At 46.8% G+C, this 23,937-nt stretch carries 24 protein-coding genes; 12 read left to right on the top strand and 12 right to left on the bottom strand.

All coding sequences use genetic code 11. The features are described from left to right. Positions 1-34 precede the first annotated feature (34 nt). The 6 genes from ABJO30_05660 to ABJO30_05635 all read right to left on the bottom strand — a co-directional run bounded on the left by ABJO30_05660 (position 35) and on the right by ABJO30_05635 (position 5,408). A complete protein-coding gene (locus tag ABJO30_05660; GenBank protein ID MEP3232295.1) occupies positions 35-292 on the bottom strand; it encodes a hypothetical protein in 258 nt (85 codons plus the stop codon). After that, positions 289-1,050 carry a hypothetical protein gene (locus ABJO30_05655; GenBank protein MEP3232294.1) on the bottom strand — a complete coding sequence of 254 codons (762 nt, stop codon included), beginning with the start codon at positions 1,048-1,050 and terminating at the stop codon, positions 289-291. Before ABJO30_05655 ends, ABJO30_05660 begins: the two co-directional genes overlap by 4 nt. After that, a complete protein-coding gene (locus tag ABJO30_05650) occupies positions 1,050-2,108 on the bottom strand; it encodes a Rieske 2Fe-2S domain-containing protein (protein ID MEP3232293.1) in 1,059 nt (352 codons plus the stop codon). The genes ABJO30_05655 and ABJO30_05650 overlap by 1 nt, the downstream gene beginning before the upstream one ends. Further along, the gene (locus ABJO30_05645) at positions 2,105-2,494 is read right to left on the bottom strand and encodes a hypothetical protein (protein ID MEP3232292.1); all 390 of its coding nucleotides are present in this window, start codon (positions 2,492-2,494) and stop codon (positions 2,105-2,107) included. The genes ABJO30_05650 and ABJO30_05645 overlap by 4 nt, the downstream gene beginning before the upstream one ends. Further along, positions 2,491-4,101 carry a glutamate synthase-related protein gene (locus tag ABJO30_05640; GenBank protein ID MEP3232291.1) on the bottom strand — a complete coding sequence of 537 codons (1,611 nt, stop codon included), beginning with the start codon at positions 4,099-4,101 and terminating at the stop codon, positions 2,491-2,493. Before ABJO30_05640 ends, ABJO30_05645 begins: the two co-directional genes overlap by 4 nt. Before the next feature lie 89 nt (positions 4,102-4,190). Next, on the bottom strand, positions 4,191-5,408 hold the full coding sequence (locus tag ABJO30_05635; GenBank protein ID MEP3232290.1) for a sodium:proton antiporter: 1,218 nt from the start codon (positions 5,406-5,408) through the stop codon (positions 4,191-4,193). 420 nt (positions 5,409-5,828) lie between these two features. Here ABJO30_05635 and ABJO30_05630 point away from each other — a divergent pair, with 420 nt between their 5' ends. Next, a complete protein-coding gene (locus ABJO30_05630; protein MEP3232289.1) occupies positions 5,829-7,085 on the top strand; it encodes an alpha/beta hydrolase in 1,257 nt (418 codons plus the stop codon). A gap of 47 nt (positions 7,086-7,132) precedes the next feature. Here the strand turns inward: ABJO30_05630 and ABJO30_05625 are convergent, their stop codons facing one another. Continuing rightward, a complete protein-coding gene (locus ABJO30_05625; protein MEP3232288.1) occupies positions 7,133-7,708 on the bottom strand; it encodes a TetR family transcriptional regulator in 576 nt (191 codons plus the stop codon). A gap of 102 nt (positions 7,709-7,810) precedes the next feature. On the opposite strand from ABJO30_05625, the gene ABJO30_05620 reads away from it, so the two are divergent. Together ABJO30_05620 and ABJO30_05615 are read left to right on the top strand one after the other, a co-directional pair. Continuing rightward, positions 7,811-8,761: an MBL fold metallo-hydrolase gene (locus ABJO30_05620; protein MEP3232287.1), complete on the top strand. Its 951-nt coding sequence runs from the start codon at positions 7,811-7,813 to the stop codon at positions 8,759-8,761. Between the two features lie 135 nt (positions 8,762-8,896). Next, entirely contained in the window at positions 8,897-10,048 is a 1,152-nt protein-coding gene (locus ABJO30_05615; GenBank protein MEP3232286.1) for a CoA transferase, read from the top strand. Positions 10,049-10,209: 161 nt separating this feature from the next. Here the strand turns inward: ABJO30_05615 and ABJO30_05610 are convergent, their stop codons facing one another. From ABJO30_05610 to ABJO30_05600, 3 genes are all read right to left on the bottom strand, one after another. Continuing rightward, on the bottom strand, positions 10,210-10,572 hold the full coding sequence (locus ABJO30_05610) for a VOC family protein (protein MEP3232285.1): 363 nt from the start codon (positions 10,570-10,572) through the stop codon (positions 10,210-10,212). A gap of 115 nt (positions 10,573-10,687) precedes the next feature. Then, on the bottom strand, positions 10,688-11,326 hold the full coding sequence (locus ABJO30_05605; GenBank protein MEP3232284.1) for an MSMEG_1061 family FMN-dependent PPOX-type flavoprotein: 639 nt from the start codon (positions 11,324-11,326) through the stop codon (positions 10,688-10,690). Next, a complete protein-coding gene (locus ABJO30_05600) occupies positions 11,326-11,973 on the bottom strand; it encodes a glutathione S-transferase (GenBank protein ID MEP3232283.1) in 648 nt (215 codons plus the stop codon). The genes ABJO30_05605 and ABJO30_05600 overlap by 1 nt, the downstream gene beginning before the upstream one ends. Positions 11,974-12,143: 170 nt before the next feature. Here ABJO30_05600 and ABJO30_05595 point away from each other — a divergent pair, with 170 nt between their 5' ends. Genes ABJO30_05595 through ABJO30_05585 form a run of 3 tightly spaced genes read left to right on the top strand, consistent with a single transcriptional unit; the run spans position 12,144 to position 14,427 of the window. Continuing rightward, the gene (locus ABJO30_05595) at positions 12,144-13,100 is read left to right on the top strand and encodes a pyridoxamine 5'-phosphate oxidase family protein (GenBank protein ID MEP3232282.1); all 957 of its coding nucleotides are present in this window, start codon (positions 12,144-12,146) and stop codon (positions 13,098-13,100) included. Between the two features lie 52 nt (positions 13,101-13,152). Then, positions 13,153-13,821, top strand: a complete 669-nt coding sequence (locus ABJO30_05590; GenBank protein ID MEP3232281.1) for a cupin domain-containing protein — start codon at positions 13,153-13,155, stop codon at positions 13,819-13,821. A 36-nt stretch (positions 13,822-13,857) separates the two neighbouring features. Next, the gene (locus ABJO30_05585; GenBank protein MEP3232280.1) at positions 13,858-14,427 is read left to right on the top strand and encodes a TetR/AcrR family transcriptional regulator; all 570 of its coding nucleotides are present in this window, start codon (positions 13,858-13,860) and stop codon (positions 14,425-14,427) included. Between the two features lie 64 nt (positions 14,428-14,491). Here ABJO30_05585 and rfbD read toward each other — a convergent pair whose 3' ends face one another. Further along, a complete protein-coding gene (gene rfbD, locus ABJO30_05580) occupies positions 14,492-15,409 on the bottom strand; it encodes a dTDP-4-dehydrorhamnose reductase (protein ID MEP3232279.1) in 918 nt (305 codons plus the stop codon). Positions 15,410-16,049: 640 nt separating this feature from the next. Here rfbD and ABJO30_05575 point away from each other — a divergent pair. Both ABJO30_05575 and ABJO30_05570 read left to right on the top strand, forming a co-directional pair. Then, complete coding sequence (locus tag ABJO30_05575) at positions 16,050-16,928, top strand: hypothetical protein (GenBank protein ID MEP3232278.1); 879 nt, start codon at positions 16,050-16,052, stop codon at positions 16,926-16,928. 240 nt (positions 16,929-17,168) lie between these two features. After that, on the top strand, positions 17,169-18,365 hold the full coding sequence (locus ABJO30_05570) for a VanZ family protein (GenBank protein ID MEP3232277.1): 1,197 nt from the start codon (positions 17,169-17,171) through the stop codon (positions 18,363-18,365). Between the two features lie 150 nt (positions 18,366-18,515). Here ABJO30_05570 and ABJO30_05565 read toward each other — a convergent pair whose 3' ends face one another. Continuing rightward, entirely contained in the window at positions 18,516-19,229 is a 714-nt protein-coding gene (locus tag ABJO30_05565) for a LuxR C-terminal-related transcriptional regulator (protein ID MEP3232276.1), read from the bottom strand. Between the two features lie 355 nt (positions 19,230-19,584). Here ABJO30_05565 and ABJO30_05560 point away from each other — a divergent pair, with 355 nt between their 5' ends. The 4 genes from ABJO30_05560 to ABJO30_05545 all read left to right on the top strand — a co-directional run. Then, positions 19,585-20,565 (top strand): diguanylate cyclase, encoded by a 981-nt coding sequence (locus ABJO30_05560; GenBank protein MEP3232275.1) that lies wholly within the window; start codon positions 19,585-19,587, stop codon positions 20,563-20,565. A 174-nt stretch (positions 20,566-20,739) separates the two neighbouring features. Further along, complete coding sequence (locus tag ABJO30_05555; protein ID MEP3232274.1) at positions 20,740-22,119, top strand: hypothetical protein; 1,380 nt, start codon at positions 20,740-20,742, stop codon at positions 22,117-22,119. Between the two features lie 120 nt (positions 22,120-22,239). Beyond that, on the top strand, positions 22,240-23,457 hold the full coding sequence (locus ABJO30_05550; GenBank protein MEP3232273.1) for an FAD-binding oxidoreductase: 1,218 nt from the start codon (positions 22,240-22,242) through the stop codon (positions 23,455-23,457). Beyond that, positions 23,457-23,937: Ldh family oxidoreductase (locus tag ABJO30_05545; protein MEP3232272.1), on the top strand; the 481-nt coding region annotated here is incomplete at its 3' end. The genes ABJO30_05550 and ABJO30_05545, both read left to right, overlap by 1 nt.

Below are 23,937 nucleotides of genomic sequence, written 5' to 3'. Positions count from 1 at the left end.
TTCCAATGGTTTAATTTTCAAATGCAAAATGCATTCAGTGGCCGCTTGTTTTGTCGAATAGCTTTTGAAGCCAAGTCAAAATCAAAAAGACGCCAATCGCCCATATCATCAATTCGAAAGGCGCAAAATCCGTACCGCGCAACCATTTGGCAACAAGGTCTCCTTGAGGCCTGAGTTCTTTCCACTCAAAAAGGCCTGGACGATCCCACAACCTAAAGGCCCAAAAACGGGATACATAAAACAAAACGAAGCCAACAAAGGTTACAATTGCAAGACTGATTACACGTCTCATGGGATCAACCTTACTTTGTTCGGATCAACAAGCAGAACCAGCACGTCGCCGCGTTTTTCAATTTTCGCTTCAATATCCACGAACTGACCAACATAATCATAAAGCTCTTTACCAAGCGGGCCGCCGTTGACATTGCCAATCAACAAAAACTCGTGGCCTTCAACAGGTTGGCTGCTCACGAACACGGGTGGAATATCCCCTTCAAGGCAAAGATTTGCACAGGCCTTATGGGCAAGGCCTCGGCCTGGTTTCATGGCGCCAGCAAGACATTTCCCATCGCAGATTTCCCCTTGAACACGCCATGTGCCAATGGGTGTGCTTTGTGGAATATTGGCTTGGTCTGAAAGCTTTTTGATACCGCGCTTACGAGGAAACAATTGCAGCATATCAAGTTCGCCGCGCTCCAAAATGATCCCTTTTGCTTCCACAAGTTGTCCATCAAGGGCAATGACGGATTTCATGGCGCCGGATTTACCTTGGCCAGAAAGCATCAGCGTGCGTCCGGCTTTGATGCGCTTATTGCCTTTTGTTACATAAAGAAGCGGGTAAGGCTTTGCTTCAATCACGCCTTCTAACGTTTGGCGTCCATAATCAAAGCGAAAACCTGCTTTACCCGGATCATCTTGGGTGCCGCCAATCAAGGCTGCACTGGTGGCAAAAGCCGTTAGAAGCATGATCGATATAAAGCCCAAGAACACGCCTAGGCCTTTTGGAATACCCAAATATCCAACGAAAAAGGGTTTATTCTCTGGGCTCATTATTGTGCTCCTGCAAGTGAAAGAGGGACTGGCTCAACATAGGTGCCTGGTGGATTAGCGTTCGGGTCAACCATCACGGCGTCCCCTTGAATGCTGACACGGTAGGTCGGAACGGTTTCAGTAAACGGTGCCGGTGAACGGCCACTTCTCACATCATATTGGAAACCATGCCATGGGCAGGTGACGAGACAATCAATCACTTTACCCTCGCCCAGCGGCCCGTTTTGGTGAGCACAGGCATTTGAGATAGCAGACAATTTGCCCTCTTGTAGATAAACAGCAACACGCTCACCTTCAGACAATTGCACGATCTTGGCATATCCTTCGCTCATTTCGCCGACATCACAAACCTTCACCCATTCAGCGTTACGGTCAACAAACCGATCGCCATGTTTGCGTTCATGAAGGGCTGCAAGCAGATGCAACAAAGCAACGATCAAACCACCCAAGATGAAGATCACCGTGAAGGTATGGTTTTGCTGATCTTGCAAGATACCGAAACTCACATGAGCGACCACGGATATATAGGCAGCATAGACAAGATAATGCACACTTTTCCAAATGCGTGGCGTAAAGAACTTCATCCAAAAATCATGGCTCGTCACAGCCAAAATGATGAGGCAACTCAGAGAAAATATGCCGAAGACTTCAAAGGGAAAACCTGAAAGTTGCCCATAGCTGGTGTTGGCATTCAAAAGTGCTTCATATTTGTCTGATGATGAAAACGCAAAATACCAGTTGATGATATAGCTCGCGTGGGTAATGCCGACAAAAGCAGTCATCACACCGAAATGGCGACGGTTATATAGAAGCGGCAAGAAGCGCTGATCGAGACGAGCGAGCGGCCCGATACATAAAATCACCGTCAGCATCAAAAACGCACAAGATCCAAAAGCACGGGCATTATGCACGCGGCCATCAATGCGGCCTGCATTGTCCAACAAGGCTGGTGTGTAGTTGATGAACAAGTAGAGATAGGCAAATACACTCACCAGCATAACGGCGTTGTATTTCCATTTATTAGGGTTCCACTGAACGGGGGTATATTTAACACTCATTGAGCTTGCTCCTGTTCGGCAGTTTCAGCAGGTGCAATCTTTTGCGGTGTAAAGTCAGCTGGCCATTGTTGGCGCAGTGAAAGGCCTGCAACCATGATGGAAGGAATTGCGACCACAAACAAAATTGCCACCCAAAAATGAGCATTACGCGGCGATTTATGGCGTTTATCCCATGCATCTTTACCGCTCTCAAGTATGTACCAACGCCATAGAATCAACGGCCAAATAATCAAAACAGCAGGAACAAGTAGAGGACGAAATACATAAGCGCCTTGTGCATCTTCATCAATACGGTCAATGCCAACTGTCAAAAACACTACGGCAATGACGGCGCCGATGGTCAGCCAGATTTGGAGGCCGTAAAGGATTACTTCCGCTTGGTTCATGCTACACCACCATAAGAAACGCCGGTAAGATCGGCCATTTCCCGCTTCCAAGTTGTGAGGTCGTCACTGTTGAATTTAGACAGATGGTCATGGCCGCAAGCACGCGCCATAACTTGCATCAATTCTACGGACGCATCAAAAAAGTTGGTCAATTGACGCGCTGATTTTTCGACAATCAGACGGTTCGCCAAATGCGGTTTTTGTGACGCGATACCAACTGGACAGTTATTGGTGTGGCAAGCGCGCATAGCAATACAGCCAATCGCTTGCATGGCAGAATTTGAAAGCGCAATCGCGTCAGCACCAAGCGCCAATGCCTTGATGAAATCTGCTGGCTTACGCAAACCACCTGTGATGACGAGCGTTATGTCTTGTCGCCCAAGATTGTCGAGATGACGACGGGCGCGAGCAAGTGCGGGAATGGTTGGCACAGAGATATTATCGCGGAAGATAATCGGCGCTGCACCTGTACCACCGCCACGGCCATCAAGGATGATGTAATCAACGCCAACCTCAAGGGCAGCATCAATATCTTTCTCAATGTGTTGAGCAGAAAGTTTGTAGCCGATTGGTATTCCGCCTGTACGGTCACGCACTTCGTCGGCGAATTCTTTGATTTGGCTTGGCTCTGTCCATTCTGGGAACCGCGGTGGTGAAATAGCGTCATCGCCTGGGTTTAGCCCACGCACTTCTGCAATTTTTCCATGTACTTTATTGCCCGGCAAGTGGCCGCCCGTGCCTGTCTTCGCGCCTTGACCGCCTTTAAAATGGAACGCTTGAACCTTATCAAGCTTGTCCCAGCTAAAGCCAAATCTGGACGAGGCAAGTTCGTAAAAATAGCGAGAATTGGCTTCTTGCTCTTCTGGCAACATGCCGCCCTCACCCGAACAAATGCCAGTGCCAGCAAGTTCCGCCCCGCGCGCCAAAGCAATTTTGGCAGGCTCGGATAAAGCACCGAAACTCATGTCTGATACGAACAACGGAATTTTCAATGTCAGCGGCTTTTGTGCATTTGGCCCGATGATTACCTCGGTGCCCACTGCATCCTCATCAAGCAGCGGCGCTTTGTGGAGCTGTGCTGTTAAAAGCTGGATTTCATCCCAATCAGGCAGTTCACCACGTGGTACACCCATGGCATCTAATTTGCCGTGATGTCCCGTTTTTGTTAGGCCATTTTTCGCATAGTGCTGGATCAATCCAGTATATGGCTCTTCTGCATTGCCGTGCTCGGTGTCTGCATAAAGGCCCAAATAACTATCGCGATTAAAGGGTTGCGGGTGCTTTTTGCCCCATTCGTTGATCTCATCTTCATCAACAACAACCTCACCATCTTCCACCCATGATTTAAACACAGGCAGCGCTTCTTTGTTGTTGTAAGCGGAGACGCCGCCATCCAAACGATAATCCCAATCGTGAACCCCACAGATCAGATCATCACCACGGACAAAACCATCCGACATCAACGCGCCTCGGTGAAGACATCGTCCATACATGACGGAAACTCTTTCATCAAAACGAACCACAACCAAATCAACGCTTCCAACAAGCGCATATTGTGGGTCACGGTCTGGAAGTTCGTCATATTTTGCGACGGATACTAAATTCATAGGTTTTTCCATAATTTGTAAGCTGAAGGCTGTTAGCCGATATTAGAGGTTGTTTGTTTTACTCGTCCGCATTTTTCAGTTCGGGTGCGTCAGTTTGGGGGAAGTTCATCTGATTTTGATTTCTTGCTATACCAACTGCCATACCAATTTGCGCCTGGGACCGCACTTAAACCATGTAAAAGCGCACTAATCCATACCGCATTAACTGCAAGATACAAAATTGGCTCTGCTAATTCGTGCCCAACCATGGGAACGATCAAAAGAGCAAACAACGCTGTTGCCAGCCCGCGCGGACCAAACCAACCGAAAAACAATCTCGTGGTAGGCTGCGCATCGGTCTTAATCAGAGATATCCAAATGGAAAGGGGCCGAACAACGAAAAGGCTCAAGAAGATGATCGCTAAGACAGGTACACTCAAGTGGTGAATGGCTTCAGGAACCAAGGCAAGCCCTAGCAAGAAGAACGCTCCCCATGTGAGCATCTGTCCTTCACTTTCGTTAAACTCATAGATGAATTTACAGCGCCCTTTGACCACGTTGCCAAACAATAGTCCTGCCACAAATGCGGAAATGAACCCATTGCCGCCGACAGTCGTTGCAGCAAGATAAGCAAACCCTGCCATGGAGAGAGCGGCAATCCCTTCAAAGATTGCTGATGTCCATTGCTTTTCCTGTGCACGGATCAACAAATGCCCGCCTATAAAGCCGACAGCAATGCCAACAAGAGGCCCGAAGATGAGTTGCTTCGCACCAAATATAAACCAATTTGTATCCGTTTGTCCGGCGACACCTGCCGCGAGACTTGCAAACAATAAGATTGCCGGAAGAGCCAGCCCATCATTCAAACCACTTTCTACCGTCAACGCACGGCGAACGCGTTCTGGTACGGCTAGGTTTGTTACAACAGCCTGACCAAGTGCCGCATCCGTTGGCGCCAAGATTGCAGCCAACAATACAACGGCGAAAATTGGCCAATCTGGCAAAAATAGCCATGCGACTGCCGTGCCAAAGACAACGCAAAGAGGCAGCCCAACAGCCAGCATTCGCACTGGCCAAACATGGCGCTTTCGAAGTTCATTAAAATCAATTTGTGCGGCATCAAGAAAGAGGAGAATGATCAACGCTATTTCAGCGACCAAATGAAGGAGGTGCTCAGCTTCTCCGGTCGGCATGACACCCGTTTGAGCCATCAAAAATCCGAAACCAATAAACACCATTGGTGCCGTTAAAATTGTTTTGGAAATCCGCTTTGCAATCATGCAAAAGCACACGGTAAAGAGGCAGATAATGAGCAGTGCGGTTGTCATTTATTCGCTTGTTTTGTTGTAATTATCTCAACTTGAGAAAAGACATTGAGATGAAGTTTCGCAATGTCGCAGTCTTGTTAACTAACACGATTCTGGCAAGGAACAAACCACGCCAGCGAGCGCTGCCCTATAGAAATAACCGAATATCAGTACAATTACAGTCAATTTAAGTTGCTAAAACTTGATACTTGATGCGCCGAAATAACGCGACCAAGCTCGTTTTGGCCAAAATTTTGGTGCTATTTACAGCTATTTACAATTGAAATTGACGCGATAACCAGCACTTGTATCACTGATACTTTCTAGGTTACTGTGTCGCTGTGAAGGACTGCCCTCATCACGCCACGTCAAATTAGTATTCCAGTTCATTCGATGATGCGCAAATTCAAGAATTGGCCCATAAAGTTCAGGAACTCTTAGTTGACTTATTTCCAGCGCCTACTTCTTTTCGTAATTTTGGCGACGCTGTCGGCCTGTGGTTCAACAAGGGTTCTTGCACCAACGCCTAATATTTATGCGAATGGAACCTACCCTCATAATGACGTTCCACCGGCTTATCGCACCGCAACTCCATCAATTTTTTATATGACAGACCGCGCACCCGTCCATGAAAACGGAAAGTTGTCCTATAATGAAGAGCGATCAAACTCCACAGTGTTTGGTGCCTCTAAGGTTTCCTTTGGCAAAAACCAAAACTGGCAATCATTAAGTGCGGCAAGTGGTGCGATTAAACGGACGCAAAAACTACCGCTCAACGTTTTAGAAAATCGCGAAATTTTGAGGTTTGATGAAACACCAACGGCTTTCAAGGTCGTGAATGGTAAACCTGTTCGCAATCCTGACGCTGTCGCATCCTACAACCGCAAGCGGTCGCTATTCCAAGCCCAAATCCGCGAACAAATGCGGATTGCCAACAAAAACGAAGTCGTAATCTTTGTTCATGGGTTTAATAATTCATTTGAGGACGCGGTCTATTCGATCGCCGATATTTGGCATTTTAGCGGTCGCCGTGGCGTGCCTATTGCCTATACTTGGCCTGCGGGTGCAGGGGGTGCATTTGGCTATTTCAAAGACCGTGAATCTGGTGAATTTACAGTCTTCCACCTCAAAGAATTTATAACCCAATTATCGCAGATCCCTGAGCTTGAGAAGATCCATATCATCGCGCACAGCAGAGGCACAGATGTAACAACCACGGCTTTGCGTGAATTGATCATTGCTGTGCGTGCTCAAAACAAAAACCCTAAAGACGTTCTCAAAATCGAGAACCTTGTTATGGCCGCACCTGATCTTGATTTTTCAGTGGTACGCCAACGTTTGATTGCTGAAGGTTTCGGCGCGTCGATCGGACAAATCACCGTCTATGTGAACCCCGGCGACACAGCCCTTGGATTAGCGCAAGCCCTATTGACTGGAGAGCGATTGGGCAAATTAACGCAGGACAAACTGCAACCCGCAGAACAAAAGATATTTGCAGAGCTCAAGACCGTGAATTTAGTCAACGTCGAAGGGGTTAAAGGCCTCACCGGCCATGCTTATTACCGAACCAATCGAAATGTTTTATCGGATATTAGCGCGATCATTCGAGAAGGCTCTCTGCCAGGAACGCCATCGCGCCCGCTCACCCGCATTGAAGGCAATTTCTGGAATATGCCTTTGGAGTATCCAGCACAATAAAGCTGCTCAATTAAGGTGGCCATACAATCGTGGTTGCTGTGTATGCCCTACGCTTTTGCCAGTTGAATCAATGTCTCCAACGCCGTCTCAAGATTTTGTGGCTGCTTGATCCCGCGGGAGACCATCATTGCGCCTTCGAGACCTGAGACGAACATTTTCGCAAAAGCGTCCGCATCTATATCTTGACGGATTTCCCCTTGAAGCTGCCCCTCACGCAAAACGTCTGCGACCCAGTCATGTTGCTGCTGGAAAAACAGCGTCACCTCATCACGAACCTGTTCTGGCAACGTGGTGATGTCTGCGGCTAACACACCACCAAGACACAATCCGCCTTGATCTCGCAATGTTGCGATAAACAAAGCGCCGTAGCCACGCAAGCGATCAGCCGTCGTCGCGGCTTCAATTCCATTTGCAGAGTCTAAGAAACCCTCGCGATAAGCCTTAGCTGTCGCCTCAGCTAAATCTGCTTTTGTCGGGTAATGATAGTGGATGCTCGCGCTCTTGATGCCCACTTCTGCGGCAACATCGCGAAAACTAAACCCGTTATAGCCACGGTCCATCATCAACACGCGCGCTGAATTCAAAATGGCGACTGCTTTGTCGCTGGTGTTTGTCGGTATCATCACAACTTCACTATCTATCTAGTACTAGATAAGGCTTGACAGCATAAACAAGAAATGTCAATTCTGCAATCTACCTAGTACTAGATAGATAAAAGGAACACAATGACAAATCCCATTATATCCCGCCGTTCTGTGCTGTTTGGCAGCGCCGCGACGACGATCGCTGCGACAACTCTCGCGGCCCCATCAATCGTTAAAGCCAGCACTCTGGGCGGAGGTCCTTTGGGCCAGGGTGTTAAGCCGCTTGAGCATGGCATCGTCACCGTTGCAGACTTTGGAGATGTGAAGATTCACAGCTACCAAAGTCCTGATTTAACCGGCTGCGTAACGACACACGTGATTGAAACACCTGAACGTCTCGTCTTTGTTGATGGTCAACGCTCTGTCATTTACGGTCAAGAAGTCCGTGATTATGCTGAGAAGACAGGCAAGCCAGTGGACCGCATGATTATCTCGCATTTGCACCCAGACCATTGGTTTGGCGCTTATCAATTCCGCGATGTTCCAATCTACTCTTTTGCTGAAACGCAAGCTGAAATTGATCAGCTTGGCGACTTCTTTATCAAAATTAGCCTCGAATCATTAGGCAAACATGTGCCACCGACAAAGGTTGTTCCAAACCGCGTCATTCCACATGCTTCAAGCGAAGTTATCGACGGCGTGAGATTTGAATTCTCACATGTTACTGATGCTGAATCAGACAACATGATGACGATTTATTTGCCGGATCAAAAAGTGCTGATTGCACAAGACATGCTCTACAATAATTGTCACTTGTTCTGTGGTCACGGTAACTTTGACGGTTGGAAAAATGGCCTGACAGATATGCGCAACGACACGTCTTATGATCTTGTCTTGCCAGGTCACGGTCCAACAGCTGGCTCACGCCAAGCAATGGACGATGCGCTTGTTTATCTTGATCACGTTCAAGGCGCCTTCGCGAAATCAAACACGGGCGACGAGCTGAAAGCGGCAATTTTGGAACGCTATCCATCCTACCTTGCTGCGGGATTGGTCGACATCCAAAACCTCTTCCTGTTCCCAAAGAAATAAAACACTTCCTGCCGCATGCGCATCGAAACAAATTTAATGCTGCCTGCGGCAGGTCCAAATTTGGTGGCTCATAAGGATTTAAGTTTTCTCCTGTCGCAAATCATCTACCATCACCCTGCATAATTGGAGAAACATATGACCGCCCCTTTCGCTGGTATCCGCGTAATCGACTTAACAACGGTGATTTCTGGTCCGCTCGCAACAATGACGCTAGGCGATCAAGGGGCAGACATCATCAAGGTCGAAATCCCAAATGGTGGCGATTTTTCGCGGCATGTGGCAACACGGCGCGCGGGCTATTCAGCCTCTTTCCTCAATAACAATCGCAACAAGCGCTCGATAACCTTAGACCTAAAATCTGAGCACGGCATTGAGGCCATGAAAACCATGGCAGCCCAATCAGATGTCTTCATTCAAAATTTCAGACCGGGTGTCGCTGAGCGGTTAGGGCTGGGTTATGAAGCTCTTTCAAAACTCAATCCACGTTTAATTTACGTGTCGATTGCAGGCTTCGGTCATACAGGGCCGCTTGCCCAAAAACCTGTCTATGATCCGCTCATCCAAGCAATCTCAGCCTTGACCTCTGTGCAAGCAGGATCAGACGAAGACCGCCCTCGCCTTGTTCGCACGATATTGCCAGATAAGCTGACAGGCATACAAACAAGCCAAGCCATCGCCGCCGCTTTATTTGCGCGTGAGCGATCAGGCGAAGGCCAGCACATTCAAATCTCAATGCTTGATGTTATCATCGCGTTCCTATGGAGTTCGGACATGAACGGTCACACCTTTGTGGGTGACGAATTGGAGCGCGAAGAGGCTCAATCCTATATTGATTTGATCTACGAGGTAAAAGACGGCTTTGTGAGTATTGCCGTTATGCAGGACAAACAATGGCAAGGCTTCACCAAGGCCGTGAACCGTCCTGACCTGCTGGAAGATGAACGCTTTGCCACGCCAGAACTTCGTGAACTCAACAAAGATGCACGTTTAAATGCCATCCAGGATGCGGTGGTTGGGTTTGCATCAGCAGATCTTATTGCCGCTCTTGATGCTGAGAATGTGCCGAATGGTCCTGTGCTATCGCGAACACAAATGCGCAGCCACCCGCAGGTTGAAGCAAACGGCATTGTTGTGGAAACGCTTCATCCAACCGCCGGTATGCTGCGCCAAGCAAAGCACCCTGCGAATTTCTCCAAAACACCTGCATCAATCAGACGCCCCGCGCCTGCATTGGGTGAGCATACGGATGAGATTTTAGCAGAGTTTGGGATCGAGCCAGCGGGCTGAATTACGCGCAATATTAGATTTTTTAAAGAGATTTGATTTTGGGGCATTTGCCTTGAAGTATCAGGGCTAGCTGTAGGTGGCACTCTTGCCTGCCTGCTTCCCGTGCGTCGCCGCACCGTCGTGAAACTTGGCCGCTTGGAATATCCAAGCGGCCGAAGCACTTATCCAAAGATAAAGAAAGCAAGCTTGTTGCCATCTGGGTCGCGTACATACGCGCCATAGAATACGTCTTCGATGCGCTGACCTGGGTCACCATCAGTTGTCGCACCCAATGAAATCGCTTTCGCGTGCATTGCGTCTACTTCTTCTTTTGAAGATGCGCCAAATGCGATCATTGAACCGTTACCGCATGAAGGTGCATTGCCGTCAAAAGGCTCACAAACAGCAACCATTGGCGCGTCTGTAGATTTGCCGATCATTGCCAAACGGCCAATGTCAACGAGCACACTTGCGTCGAACAATGCTGTGTAGAATTCTTTAGCTTTTGCGATGTCTTTAACACCGATTGTTGTATAACCAATCATGAGTTTTTCCTTCGATTTGTTTTATATAAACCTACTAGAAGGTTGACTGATAAATAGCAAGGAAAAACCAACCAGGCTCACTTTATTTTTATTCTCCCAACGAATCATGGGACGGCTAGTACATATTTTTTACAATATCGCGGTCAATCTTGCCGACCAACTCATCCAATTTGTCTTGCGAATAACTTTGATGCGCAGTCATCATATGACTTAGGCTTGGTGCTAATTTTCGATCAATCTGCGTCTCTTCATCCCATAGACCAGAGCGCCTAATCGCTTTGGAACAATGAGCGTAAGCCTCATCAATCTCGATCAACAAACCAACTGGCGGCACACGATCTTTGATCGCGCATCTAGCTAACAATTCTGGATCGCGCGTGGCAAACCCGCGACCGTTTACCCGCAATGTATCAAACACACCTGGTATGATGAACAGCACCGATACAGGCGGATTGACCAAGATATTTCGGAAGGTGTCGAAACGCTGATTGCCGGGCCTGTCCGGTATTAGCAGATGTTTTGCGGAAACGATTTCAACAAAACCTGCCGGATCTCCCCGCGGGGAAATATCAGTATGCCCTTCATCATCTTGCGAAGACACAACACAGAAGGGGGAGAGACGGACAAAATCCTGCATTGGTTCGCTCAAAAACGGCGCCGACTTATCGTAGATTGCTGGCCCCGTATCACCATAGCGCTCTCTGAATTCAGAGATGTCCTTGATCAAATATTCTGAACGAACCGGATCAGTCATTAGCTTACTTTCATGGTTTCAGGCACAAATGCACAGCTTTCACGAGCACCAATGCGTGCACGCCACTCAGCCAAAGCCTTCAGTGTTTCAGGTACCATAACCTTTGGATGGGTCTCTGAAAAGTTAAGCCCCGTAAAAACGGTGATGTCCGCCATGGAATAATTTTCACCCGCGATATAGGGGGTATCTTGTAGCACTTCATCAAAATAAGCCATGCCATCTAGCGTCTTTTGCAAATGTGCCTCGCCCCATGATTTATTTTGATTAAGCTCAATTTCCGGCCCAAAACCAGGTGTTCCATGGTGGAAATAAGTACCGATTGCATCAACGATTTTTTGCTCACCACGGCGCTGCATCATATGCACAACGGCGCGCTCTTCAGCACTGCGCCCAGTCAATGAAATACCCTCAAAAGTATGATCTATATATTCAGTAATTGCCGTGGTTTCTGAAATCGCCAGACCATTATCAAGTTCAAAAAGGGGAATGGTTACGCTTGGGTTCTTGGCTTTAAATTCAGCAGTACGATGCTCACCTTCCCACAAGTTCACCTGAATAATCTCGACTTGATCTAGAACCCCTTTTTCATTCAATGCGATCCGGACCCGATCAGGGTTTGGCAAACCGAAACTATCGTAAAACTTCATTTCTTTTCCTTTATCATGGTACAAACTGGACTGTTCCGCGAACATGGTCCTTCTTCCCAACGTTGGGACACGCGTTTGTTACTTTTGTCGCAATAGCTTTTTTAATTCATTGCGTGTACCTACCTAATGGAAGGTATATTTCTTTCAGACCATAGTAAAGGACATTTGAAATGCTAAATGAAGACAGCGTTTTCCACGCAGGCGAGCAGAGCTTACATGAAAAACTAGATATCAGCGAACGCCAACACCAATTGGGCCTACGCATGATTCGTGATCATATGCCTGATCAGCATCGTGAATTCTTTGCTTCACTTTCTTCTGTCCATATCGGCGCACTCGACAGTTCAGGCCACCCTTGGGCTGTAATGCGGGTTGGCTCGGCAGGTTTCATGGCTTCTTCCGATGAAAAAACATTGAACATTTCATCATCACCCCTTTTGGGTGAACCTGCTGATCTTGATTTCTCAGTTGGTGCTAAAGTCAGTGTTGTTGGTATTGAATTTGAAACTCAGCGCCGCAACCGCCTTAACGCGACGATTGAGGCCGAAGAAGCTGACACCTTGGCTTTGCATGTGGATCAAAGCTATGGAAACTGCCCCAAATACATTCAAATCAGAACAAAGGCATCGGCAACTGCGACACAACCCGCCCACATAGAAGCCTCAACCACCCTTAGTGAAGTAGACAAAGCTCAAATCACCCGTGCCGACACTTTGCTCATCGCTTCACGTGCGGCCCAACTAGGCGATGACCCCCGCGCAGGCGTTGATATAAATCATCGTGGCGGCATGCCGGGCTTCGTTACTGTCTTAGATGACAACACAATCCAGTTCCCCGATTATAAAGGTAATAGCTTTTACAATACCTTCGGAAACATCGTGACTGACAATCGTGTCGGCCTGCAATTTGTTGATTTTGAAACGGGCACACTCCTCAATCTTAAAGGCACTGCTGTGCTTGTCGAAGACATCAATAATGGTGAATTGCCATTGATGGGGCGAGGCCTTCGCATTCACGTTGATATAATCACACGCGTGGAAGGTGGATTGCCTTATCGCTACAAATTTGAACAATACTCTGATCGCAATCCGGCAACTATGGCAGATGATACAGACCTTGCCGAATAAACTACCTATTGGTAGGCTGCTAAAAACTTGATTCACTAATATGGACGTCAAAATGGAACTAAACGCTGATTTCACTAAACAAGTCATTGTTAATTCTGAAGAATTAGAATGGGTCGCATCACCAATGCCTGGTGTAGATCGACGGATGCTGGACCGCATTGGTGGCGAAGTGGCGCGCGCCACGTCCCTCGTTCGATATGTACCAAACAGCAAATTCTCCGCCCACGAACATACAGGTGGTGAAGAATTCATCGTTCTTGATGGCGTCTTCCAAGATGAACATGGCGACTATCCTGTCGGCACGTATGTTCGCAATCCACCAACAACGTCGCACACGCCAGGTTCCGAGCCGGGTTGCACGATTTTTGTAAAATTATGGCAATTTGACTTGGATGACCGCACCCAGTTCCGCAAAAATATGGCAGATGAGCTCGAAGCTCCGCTCAATGGTGTGGCAACGGCTGAACTACACAAGGATGGCCGTGAACACGTGACTTACAACCATGTCGATGCAAATGCGGCCTTCGCCAATACGGATGCTGGCGGCATTGAACTGCTCATGATTGGTGGCTCTTTAATTGTGTCTGGCGAAGAGCTTCCCAAGGGTGGATGGCTACGGTTGCCAGAAGGTAAACCACTCAACGCGGTTGCAGGCAAAGATGGCGCAAAAGTATGGATGAAAACAGGTCACTTGCAACATGCAAAGCCGCCGCGTACATAAGGCAAACTTGCAGGATGTATAAGAGGATAAGTCACTATGGCTTCTGATACCAGAAACGCACTTTTGGATTCGGCTGAACGAGCAGCCAGAACATTAGGCTTTGATGGATTTAGCTATGCTGACTTGGCAAATGAAGTCGGTATTCGTAAAGCCAGTATCCATCATCATTTTCCATCCAAGGCAAATTTGTCTGTCGAGCTAATGCAACGCTATCTTGCAAAGTTTGAAGCGATACGAGCGGAGTTCCGCTCCAGCCCTAGAACTGGGGCTGAACAGCTTTCAGCGATGATAAACAGCTACCGCAACGGTATCGATGAAGGCAAAAGCGTTTGCTTATGCGTCTCTTTCACCACCAGCCGTGAAAGCCTACCCGATGAAGTAAGCCAGCTCGTTCGCCGTTTTCGCACAATGGTGACTGAATGGCTTGTTGCAGCTTTTCATGCCGGTCAATCTGATGGGTCAATTTCAAATGTAGCCGACCCAACCATGGAGGCCACTGCAACGCTGTCCCTATTTGAAGGCGCACAACTTGCAGCACGCTCGGAAGAAGACCCAAGCCTCTTTGACAACGCAGTAGAACTCCTAAAACGCCGCCTTACGCAATAAATGGCGCGCAGATATACGCAAACAGCGGCATAGCGGCTTCGTTTAAACGCTTAAAGTGGTTAGCTTATTCAGGTTTTGACAACAGGGAGCCACCTGTTGAAACCAATTCTTTGACAACCTCCTGCAGCTGTCCTTCCCAACTCGGTATAGGGCCAAATACAGTCTCAAATTTTGTTGTATCAAGCCGAGAATTGAGTTGCCTTGAAGCCCGCGACGGAAATTCATCCGTAAGGATGTCCCTCACATCACAGCTTGGGCCTCCATTTTGCTTTGATATAGAGAAAATTGTGCGTGCGAAATTTGCCCAACTGATATCCCCACGCCCTGCAAAGTTATAAACCCCAAAGAAGTCATCATCTTTTTCTTTACGGCTCAAACGATCGATTATCGTTATAATCGCAGCGCCGAGATCATTGGCGGCTGTTGGATTACCTATTTGGTCAGCAACAATCTGCAACTCGTCATGATCTGCAGCAAGTCGCAGCACTGTTTTTACAAAATTATTGCCTGTCGAACTGAACACCCAAGCCGTACGTAAAATGATGTGTTGATCATGTTCTTTGGTGATCTCAAATTCACCAGCTAATTTTGAATGTCCGTAAACGTTTATCGGTCCAGTAGGATTTGTCTCCAATAAAGCCGCACTTCCATCTGATTTATAAACATAGTCAGTAGATATATGCACAAGCGGAATTTCTGAATCCTTGCAGGCCAACGCCAATGCTTGGCACGCATCACGGTTCAAAATATAAGCAGTTTGACCATCACATTCGGCATTATCCACGGCCGTATAAGCAGCGGCGTTCACAATCACTTCGGGCTTTTCACCATTTGGCATTAAAAGGCATTTTGGAATATTGGCGGTCTGCATCAGATCGCAATCTGCGCGCCCTTTTGTCGCAATTTGATGATCGCTCTTCCTGCCCAACACCGAAAGCACCCGTGCAATTTGTCCCGATTGCCCTATCACCAATACGCGCATGATTAACTTTTCAATCCAAGGTGATCACCAAAATAGCGGCGCCTCAACGGTTCCCACCAGCCATCATCTTCAAATTTCCATTTGAGGGTTTTCTTGATGCCCATCTCAAACTTTCTGCCATTTACCAATGCAGCTCATTTTTACCGCGAGTGTTTGTCGAGCTTCAAAAACCTCATTGCTGTCGTTGTTAGTTGAGAGAGGACATGAATTCAAGTGTTCACTTTATGAGTTTCAATGACCCCAAAATTGAATTTCATCATCAATATCTGCGACTAATAGTGCCGCTAAATCTTTAGCTGAAAATTACACCAAAGCTTTATCGACTGGCCATTACACGCCAATCTAACCGGTATAGGCTTGAGCCACACAAACCTGTGTATTGTCCAAAAATCGAGCGAAAAGTTGCAACTGAAGAACCGTGCTCCGGCTCAAGAGCCACAAAACAAAGAAGGTCAATTATAGACTTGCGTTTGTTTTTTGAAGGCATACAATCTGCACAGGTAACAATCTTTCTTGCGCCCGAAAGAGGCCTCCCATATCCAAGCCAACAAAATTAATAGTTTTCTCCGATTACAACTCCACATTTGATTTTTACATAAAACACAGGTTGGAAGCTTTTGGCGGGCATGAAGAGGAGAATATGGTTGTTATACAACCTTCTGCGTCGAAATTCTCTCAAGAACTCAAGCACCAGTTCGATAACAATGACAAAATATCATTGTTGATTAATCGCTATATTAATCGGCGAATTCTTACCGCAATAAAGCAATACAGGTCACAGATCACGTCCATCGGCTACTTGGTCGATGATGATTTGCAGGCAATGATCTATGATCCGTCGATACCGATTAAGCACAAAATTCGCCCTGCTCAAACTGAGTTTCTTCTTGGACGTAATGCCTCTAAATTTGACCAGTTCTATGCGTCAACGCCACCACTGGCAAAAGTACTCGCTGAAAAATACTCACTTAAACAAACGCCGTTAGTTCTTCCACCAATTGAGAAACTTGCGCCAGCTAACACAAAACCAATAGACGCGAACCGTCTTTATTATTTTGCGAAAATGCACTCGCATGAACACAAATTCCTATTTCCCATTGTACAAAGGGTCTTAGAGAAATCCCCCAAGGCAAGCTTTGACGTCATTGCGATTGGTCAATGGGCAAAAAAATGGAATTCACTAGACCGCGTAACAGTCCACCCAGAAATGAATGTGTCATCATACTGCCGCTTCATCGAACAACTTCCTGCTGGTGGTATTTTCTTACTCCCTTTAATGAACACTAAATTGAATGCATCTCGATCGGACACCAAGCTTTTTGAAGCTGTCAAAAGCGGATCAATTGTCATCGCTGCGAACCACCCGACTTATATGAACGCGCCAACAACAAAGCTGGCCGAAAACCAGGATATTTGGGTATCAGAAATTTTAAATAAGATGCAGTCTTCAGACTTAATCCATGAGCATCAAACACTGAGACAATACCTGTCAAAACGCCTCATATCTAACGAGTTGTGATTTAAACTGCCGCCACAAAACCGGCAATTATACTGCGGTTTAAAGAGGCCATAGGCTCGAAACAACCACAAACAATCAAGATCAAGTCTTGATTGTCTCACTCATGAGAGCCACCCTCCGTAGGGTAAACAAAGTATTTCATCCCAATTGTGAGAATTTGGGAGGTGAGTATCACTGAAACAATACAATTGATTCAAAACACATTTATCTTAGGGTTTATAAGAATAAGATCATATTTGAGTGTTGATTTCTAATTTCAACAACAAAAATGCGAATCAAGAGGAAGAAAAAAAGGTGTTTCGGTTAAATACGCTATTTTTAATAATGCTTTTAGGCGCAATCTTTGGTTTCAGCAGCCAATATGCGTCTTTTGAAACAAGATACCTTGCCACCAAAGCTTCAGCGAAAACTTCCTTTTGGACCCAACATTTCATCAAGCGATTACCAAAGTTAGGTGTAGACCTGCAAGCACATGAAACAGATCCGGTCATTACAGCCATCGCTGTAGGAAACACGATAGGGCTGACCAATGATATCGTTGAAAGTTCTCAACTGTTTCAGGTGGATTACATCAATCCAAATTGCCTCTGTACAATTTCAATAGGGTCTTATGCAGGCAAATTATCCAATGAAATAACGCCAACAAGCCCCAACCGTGAAATGGCAAGGGCTGTATTCTTTGACCAACACGATGGGAAGAAACATCAAGGGCACCTACAAAACAACAAGTTTCAGGTCCCTGTAAACTTTCAAAATGCCAAATCCTTATTGAACGGCGGAAGCAATGATATTTTCATTTTCAAAACCGACCAAATCGATTTGCCAAATGCTTATGCTGCTGTTTATCAAACTGTAAACTCGCATAATCACCCAATGCTGCTTATTCGGAGTTTAGTGCCGCTAACAACAGAAGCTCAATCGTTCTTCATCGCTTGGTATTGCGTTTACAGCGTTCTCATCATTTTGCTACTGGCCCTACTATACAAGGCCTTCAAAATGAAAGAACAGCAGTTCCACCCGCTGGTTGATACGTTCAGCAAATCCCCTAAGGGCCGCTCAAATATACTGACCTGCTTATTCTTTGTCGCCTTTCTTGTTGTCGTCGTGGGCTCTTATTACTCACCCGATTTCAATGCAGTGTGGGAACTCTCGCATGACAAAGTAAAGCATATGATCGCCTATTTCTCGTTGACCGCGATGGGCTTAGCGGCCTGCCATCGTTTTCATTGGTCGAAATATCTAGTTTTAGTGATATTCGCGATAGGCGTCTTTATCGAGCTGACGCAACCGTTTGCAGGAAGGTCTGCGAGCCTTCTGGACATGGTTGCCAACTCCGTAGGGATCGCACTGGGCTCTATGATAGCCTCATGGTGCGGCTTCCAACCGAACGCCAAGAAGGCTATTCATGCAGCTGGAGAGCCAATCAGACAAGATTAAGGAAAGTTCGATAATTTATAAAAACAAGGCCGCGTTTTGAGACAACGATTTCACGACGCTTAAAAACGCCAAAGATACCTTGTATGCAATGATCTTAGTCACGCAATGCCCGAACATAATTGCCCGAGCAAGCCTTTAATTTTTGGCAAATTAATTTAACAGACCGGAACGAACAGCAATAGCGACTGCATGTATACGATTTGTAGCATCTAGTTTTTGCATTCCACCGTATAGATGATGGTTGACTGTATGTTCTGAGAGGGAGAGAATCTTTCCGATTTCAGAACTCGTCTTACCATCCGAAGTCCACTTTAAACATTCTTTCTCACGAGGCGACAGACAAGGGGTTGCTTTACCCTTTGCAATAACTTTTGGATGTAAAACCGCACCCGCATGCGAAGCCAAAAATTGTAGCTCAGCGAGTTGCGATAATTCTGGCCGGCCTTCATTGAAAGTAAAACAAATTGCCAATGGCTCTGAATGACAACGATGGACCGGAAGGAATATTCCTTTCGTCATATCATAATCACTAAACAGCTCATTGGTAATCTTAGCTTCATCCTTGGGCCGAACTTGGCTTAGCGTTTCGATATCCCAATAAAAGGGCACTGTCGAATGACGCAATTTTTCCCATACACAGCTTCGCTCTGCAAGCTTGTACTCATCATAAGCTTGCACAAGGCCTGGGTTCCAATTGTTGACAACCAGAGTTTCGCAAAGCTGATGTGTTTGACCACTCAGCCCCATGAAACTAAAGCTTTCCATGCCATAGTCAGCCGCAATTTTCCGCAACGACCTGAAGGCGTCATAGCCTGTTTCTATATTGCTTATATCCGCAAGATACTTTTCTAGACTTGCAACCATGTAATCCACTCCTGAAATACAACTCAAACAAACATTCTTCCTCAATGGTTAAATCTTTATTAAAAATCAATAAACCCCATATATAGATAATACTTCACATATACAGTGAAACATATTTGAATACACGTGAGCTAAACAAAATATATTCTTATATTTACTCGAAATACAATTGTGATTTAATTCCTTATTTTAATTTAAATTGCTAAAAAAATAAATACAAAATTTAGTAAATAACATCGTAAAATCTTATAATTATCGATAACCTTTTCTACAGTTTTGTTGAATATCGTATTTTTACATACAGTTTTAGTATCTCTCTTTTTACCAATATTGAGAGAATTTAGGGGTAATCACAATGCACATTTTGATAGCGGATAATAGTCGATCAATCCTAGATATAGTGTCGAAACAAGTCGTGAGCCGTGGCAATACAGTCACCACGTTTCAAGATGGCCAAGACGTTTATGACTATGTGACAGCTGGTCATCCATTTGAGATACTCCTAACGTCACTTGAACTTCCAAACGTTTCAGGGTTGGAGCTGTGTTGGGCGGCTAACGCTTGTGCAGAAAATGGAACCTCCAACTACTCAATCGTCATGTCGAGCTCCTCAGATGTAGAGACCTTGGTGGAAGCGCTCGATTCGGGCGCAGATGACTTCTTGGCGAAACCGTTCCTCCAACAAGAACTCAATGCCCGCATAAGAGCAGCAGAACGGACAGTTTCGGCTCAAAACGAATTGTTACGTTTGGCGAGAAAAGACGACCTCACAAATATCAGCAATCGTCGCGATTTTTTCCAGCGCATAGATAATAAGATGATGTCGTTTACTGCGAAAAAAGCGTCTTCAATGATTACGTTCGACGTTGACCATCTTAGACAGATCAATGAAAAATATGGTTATGAGGCTGGTGATGCAATGCTTGTCGCTCTTGCGGGGGCAATCGAAAATGAAGCCATTATTTTTGGCCGCTTAGGCAGTCAAGAGTTTGGTGTTTTCTTGCATGAGGTTCCGATTGAAAAAGCTGAAACAATAGCGGAATCCATAAGAAAGAAAATCGCAAGGCTAACCGTAACCCATAACGAAAACAGCCTAAACGTCTCAGTTACTCTAGGTGCGTGCTCTGTGCCAGCTAATGACTCCAAAGAAACCGCTCTGAAAAAGGCAAGACAAGCTCTCGATGCAGCTAAAAATTTGGGTCGCAACAGAACTGTTGTTTGGGGGTCGGTCGATCATCAATCTTCCATCGAGGAAACCCCTTCAGTGCAAGGGTATGACCACATCAACGGCAAATCACAGGTCACCAGCCATGCGCTAAAATTAGCGACAATGTAGCTCGTGCTCCTTACCAGAAATCATCAACTCTCTACACATTGAAAAGGATCTCAGAAATCTAACAAAACTTGATAACCCGACTTTGGGGAGGCTATGGAAGGGAAAGAATGGTACCCCTCTTGATCTTCTCGCTCCAAACCCGTCAAATAGCTCAACATGACGCGGAGCCTCCCCATGCAATCCTTTGACACTTTCGGTACACAGATCACCACTGGTAAGCCAGAGACCATCAACATCTGGAATGCGGCCATGCGCGACTATTTGCGATTTCAAGGCACGCCTATCGGGGACCTCAAAAACGCTAACGATCCAGACTTCCTGCTTGGCCCTGTCTATTGCGGGGTGATGAAATTATTGAGCGGGTTTGATCCACACTCAAGCACTGTCCAAAGAGACATAACCAATGCCCGCCAAGCCGCAGAAGGGGTGAGCGCTGATGAGCGCCTGCATCTTAATGCGATGGAAGCGATGGCGGCAGGAAACTTTAGTGCCGCCGGTCACATCTGGGACACATGCCTCACCAAACGCCCCAATGATGTTATGGCACTGAAAGGCTCTCATGAGAGTTTTTTCATGGTCGGCGCCCTGGACGATATGTTGCGCTCAGCAAAATCAGCCTTTGAAGCCGCCAACCCAGAGGGTAAAGCCTATCATGTTGCCGTTGGCCAATATGCCTTCGCACTGGAAGAAAACGGTCACTATGCAGACGCGGAAGCTTATGGACGCTTGGGCTTGAGTTTAGAGCCGGAAGATTGCTGGTCTATGCATTGTCTTGCCCATGTTTTTGAAAGCCAAAACCGACACCAAGACGGGATGGGTCTTCTCAAAGCCAATCAACCAATTTGGAAAGAGCAAAATTTACTCAACGCACATATCTGGTGGCACATGGCGCTGCGGCTTGTGGAAGCGCAAGAGTTTGATGCGGCACTTGAGCTTTTTGATGAAGAGCTGGCCCATATTCCAGCCAACAATCAGTTTCGCCTAACAGACAGCACCTCGCTCTTATGGCGATTGCAGCTTAGTGGCGTTGATGTGGGCAATCGTTGGAGCGCAGAAGCAGACAAATGGGCAGCTTATGCTGAAACCCATTCCAACCCGTTCCTCGATATGCACGCAGCCCTCGCCTTTGCATCGACCCCCGATAAAGAAGCCTCAACGCGCTTCTTCGACACGCTAAAATCAGCGCACCAAGATAGCGATCACGAGGTCGGCGATATCTTCCGCACAGTTGTACGCCCGCTGGTCGACGCCATTCGCCTTTACCCGCAAGATAAGCAAAAAGCGCAGGCTGCTTTCGAACCTTTGCTACCAACATTCCAACGCTTGGGCGGCTCTATCGTGCAACGACAAATTGTTGAGCGCTCTTATTCCTCAGCCCTCATTGCCACAAGTAACCACGCTAAAGCTGGCGCTTTTTTAGACGAAAAGTTGCGCGCTGCTCCCAATGTGTCATGGCTATTGCGAGACCGTGCAAAGGCCGCAGAACTTGCAGGCAACACACAGGCAGCAACGCTTTATGATCGCCGTGCAGATTTAATGCTTTCTGCTTGGTAGTAACCCAGCCCGTATCTGCTCCGTTAAAAGCTCAAAACTAGTCTTGCATCTGCTTGAATTTCTGAGAGAGTAGCGTTTCAAAAGAACCCATGGTTCTGTGTTGCTTAGGAGGGCAGCTTCGTGGTTGATTTTCAAACGCCAAAACAAAAAAATTATGACATCGTCATTGTTGGTGGCGCTATGTATGGCTCGGCTGTTTCTTGGTTCACAGCCAACAATCCAGACTTTGATGGTTCTATCTTGGTTGTCGAACGTGACCCAACTTATGAGGCTTGCTCAACATCCCACACGAACAGCTGCATTCGCCAGCAATTCTCCAACGAGATTAATGTGCGCATTTCTCAATTTGGTGCGGAGTTCATCAAAAACTTCCGAAAATTCATGGGCAATGATGAGCGCGTGCCTGATGTGGTTCTGCAAAGCTATGGCTATATGTATATGGCCGACAACCAGGGTTTTGCAGATACATTGCGCGAAAGCCAGAAAATCCAGCAAGACCTCGGTGCGGGCACCAAATTCATGACCGCCGACGATATTGCCCGTGATTATCCGTTTTATAATCTTGATGGCATTATAGGCGCGAACCATAACCTTAAGGACGAAGGCTATTTCGACGGCAACACACTGTTTGATTGGTGGAAGCGTTCAGCCCGTGAAAAAGGCGTTGAATATTGCACGAACGAAGTAACCGACATGACCCTAAACGCGGCAGGCACCGCTGTTGAGAGCATAACACTCAAAACGGGTGATGTGGTTTCCTGCGGCAAGGTGGTCAATGCTTCTGGCCCGCGTGCAGTGCTGACCTCACGCATGGCAGGCATCGAAATTCCCGTGGAACCGCGCAAGCGCTATACCTTCATCTTTGATGCTGCCAAACCGCTAGACCGCGACCTGCCACTCACCATAGATCCATCCGGCGTTCATATGCGCACAGACGGCACTTATTATTTGGCCGGTTGCCCGCCCTTTGATGAGGATGACGTGCCTGTTGATTATGATGATTACGTCGAAGACCATCGCGTATGGGAAGAAAAGGCATGGCCTGCCATCGCTAACCGCATTCCGCAATTTGAAGCAATTAAATTGGTGAATTCTTGGGCGGGGCATTATGCGTTTAATACGTTTGATCAAAACGCGATTGTAGGTCCACACACTAAGGTTGAAAACTTCTTCTTCATCAATGGATTTTCTGGCCATGGCTTCCAGCAATCCCCTGCTTTGGGGCGCGGCATGTCCGAGCTTTTGACGTATGGCGAATTTAGAACGCTAGACCTGACACCTTTCCATTATGACCGCATTGAAACCGGCACACCATTCTTAGAAAAAGCAGTGATATAATGACAAACGTTCCGCTCAGCCTAGACGAAGCCCACGCGTTGGCTCTTCGTTGCCTCACTCATAATGGATGTGACGAAACGAACAGTCAGGCAATTGCAGATCGGATGATTGAAGCAGAGCGCGATGCGTGCCATTCGCATGGTCTGTTTCGTTTGCCATGGTACGCCAACGGCGTGAAATCTGGCCGTGTTAATGGCTCAGCAAAGCCCACTGTGGAGCAGCTTGCACCCGCTGCCATTCGCGTTGATGGCGATAATGGTTATGCACCATTGGGCCAGAAAATTGCCCATCAACCGCTTGTTGATTGCGCCAAACAAAACGGCATTGCGGTGCTTGGCTTCACCAATATGTTTCACATCGCCGCCATGTGGCCAGAGGTGGAACGGCTTGCCTATGAAGGCCTGTGCGCCATCGCCGTTACATCTGCCTACCCTTACGTTGCCCCAAGCGGCGGGATCAAACCTCTGTTTGGCACCAATC

It is taken from the genome of Hyphomicrobiales bacterium (assembly GCA_039973685.1).
Taxonomy (GTDB): Bacteria; Pseudomonadota; Alphaproteobacteria; order Rhizobiales; family JACESI01; genus JACESI01.
This window is presented reverse-complemented; position numbering and strand designations above follow the sequence as displayed.

Excerpts from the sequence above, each read along its gene's own strand:
- ABJO30_05660 (MEP3232295.1), bottom strand. The coding sequence starts at position 292 with ATGAGACGTGTAATCAGTCTTGCAATTGTAACCTTTGTTGGCTTCGTT.
- ABJO30_05655 (MEP3232294.1), bottom strand. The coding sequence starts at position 1,050 with ATGAGCCCAGAGAATAAACCCTTTTTCGTTGGATATTTGGGTATTCCA.
- ABJO30_05650 (MEP3232293.1), bottom strand. The coding sequence starts at position 2,108 with ATGAGTGTTAAATATACCCCCGTTCAGTGGAACCCTAATAAATGGAAA.
- ABJO30_05645 (MEP3232292.1), bottom strand. The coding sequence starts at position 2,494 with ATGAACCAAGCGGAAGTAATCCTTTACGGCCTCCAAATCTGGCTGACC.
- ABJO30_05640 (MEP3232291.1), bottom strand. The coding sequence starts at position 4,101 with ATGAATTTAGTATCCGTCGCAAAATATGACGAACTTCCAGACCGTGAC.
- ABJO30_05635 (MEP3232290.1), bottom strand. The coding sequence starts at position 5,408 with ATGACAACCGCACTGCTCATTATCTGCCTCTTTACCGTGTGCTTTTGC.
- ABJO30_05625 (MEP3232288.1), bottom strand. The coding sequence starts at position 7,708 with ATGATACCGACAAACACCAGCGACAAAGCAGTCGCCATTTTGAATTCA.
- ABJO30_05620 (MEP3232287.1), top strand. The coding sequence starts at position 7,811 with ATGACAAATCCCATTATATCCCGCCGTTCTGTGCTGTTTGGCAGCGCC.
- ABJO30_05615 (MEP3232286.1), top strand. The coding sequence starts at position 8,897 with ATGACCGCCCCTTTCGCTGGTATCCGCGTAATCGACTTAACAACGGTG.
- ABJO30_05610 (MEP3232285.1), bottom strand. The coding sequence starts at position 10,572 with ATGATTGGTTATACAACAATCGGTGTTAAAGACATCGCAAAAGCTAAA.
- ABJO30_05605 (MEP3232284.1), bottom strand. The coding sequence starts at position 11,326 with ATGACTGATCCGGTTCGTTCAGAATATTTGATCAAGGACATCTCTGAA.
- ABJO30_05600 (MEP3232283.1), bottom strand. The coding sequence starts at position 11,973 with ATGAAGTTTTACGATAGTTTCGGTTTGCCAAACCCTGATCGGGTCCGG.
- ABJO30_05595 (MEP3232282.1), top strand. The coding sequence starts at position 12,144 with ATGCTAAATGAAGACAGCGTTTTCCACGCAGGCGAGCAGAGCTTACAT.
- ABJO30_05590 (MEP3232281.1), top strand. The coding sequence starts at position 13,153 with ATGGAACTAAACGCTGATTTCACTAAACAAGTCATTGTTAATTCTGAA.
- ABJO30_05585 (MEP3232280.1), top strand. The coding sequence starts at position 13,858 with ATGGCTTCTGATACCAGAAACGCACTTTTGGATTCGGCTGAACGAGCA.
- rfbD (MEP3232279.1), bottom strand. The coding sequence starts at position 15,409 with ATGCGCGTATTGGTGATAGGGCAATCGGGACAAATTGCACGGGTGCTT.
- ABJO30_05575 (MEP3232278.1), top strand. The coding sequence starts at position 16,050 with ATGGTTGTTATACAACCTTCTGCGTCGAAATTCTCTCAAGAACTCAAG.
- ABJO30_05565 (MEP3232276.1), bottom strand. The coding sequence starts at position 19,229 with ATGGTTGCAAGTCTAGAAAAGTATCTTGCGGATATAAGCAATATAGAA.
- ABJO30_05560 (MEP3232275.1), top strand. The coding sequence starts at position 19,585 with ATGCACATTTTGATAGCGGATAATAGTCGATCAATCCTAGATATAGTG.
- ABJO30_05555 (MEP3232274.1), top strand. The coding sequence starts at position 20,740 with ATGCAATCCTTTGACACTTTCGGTACACAGATCACCACTGGTAAGCCA.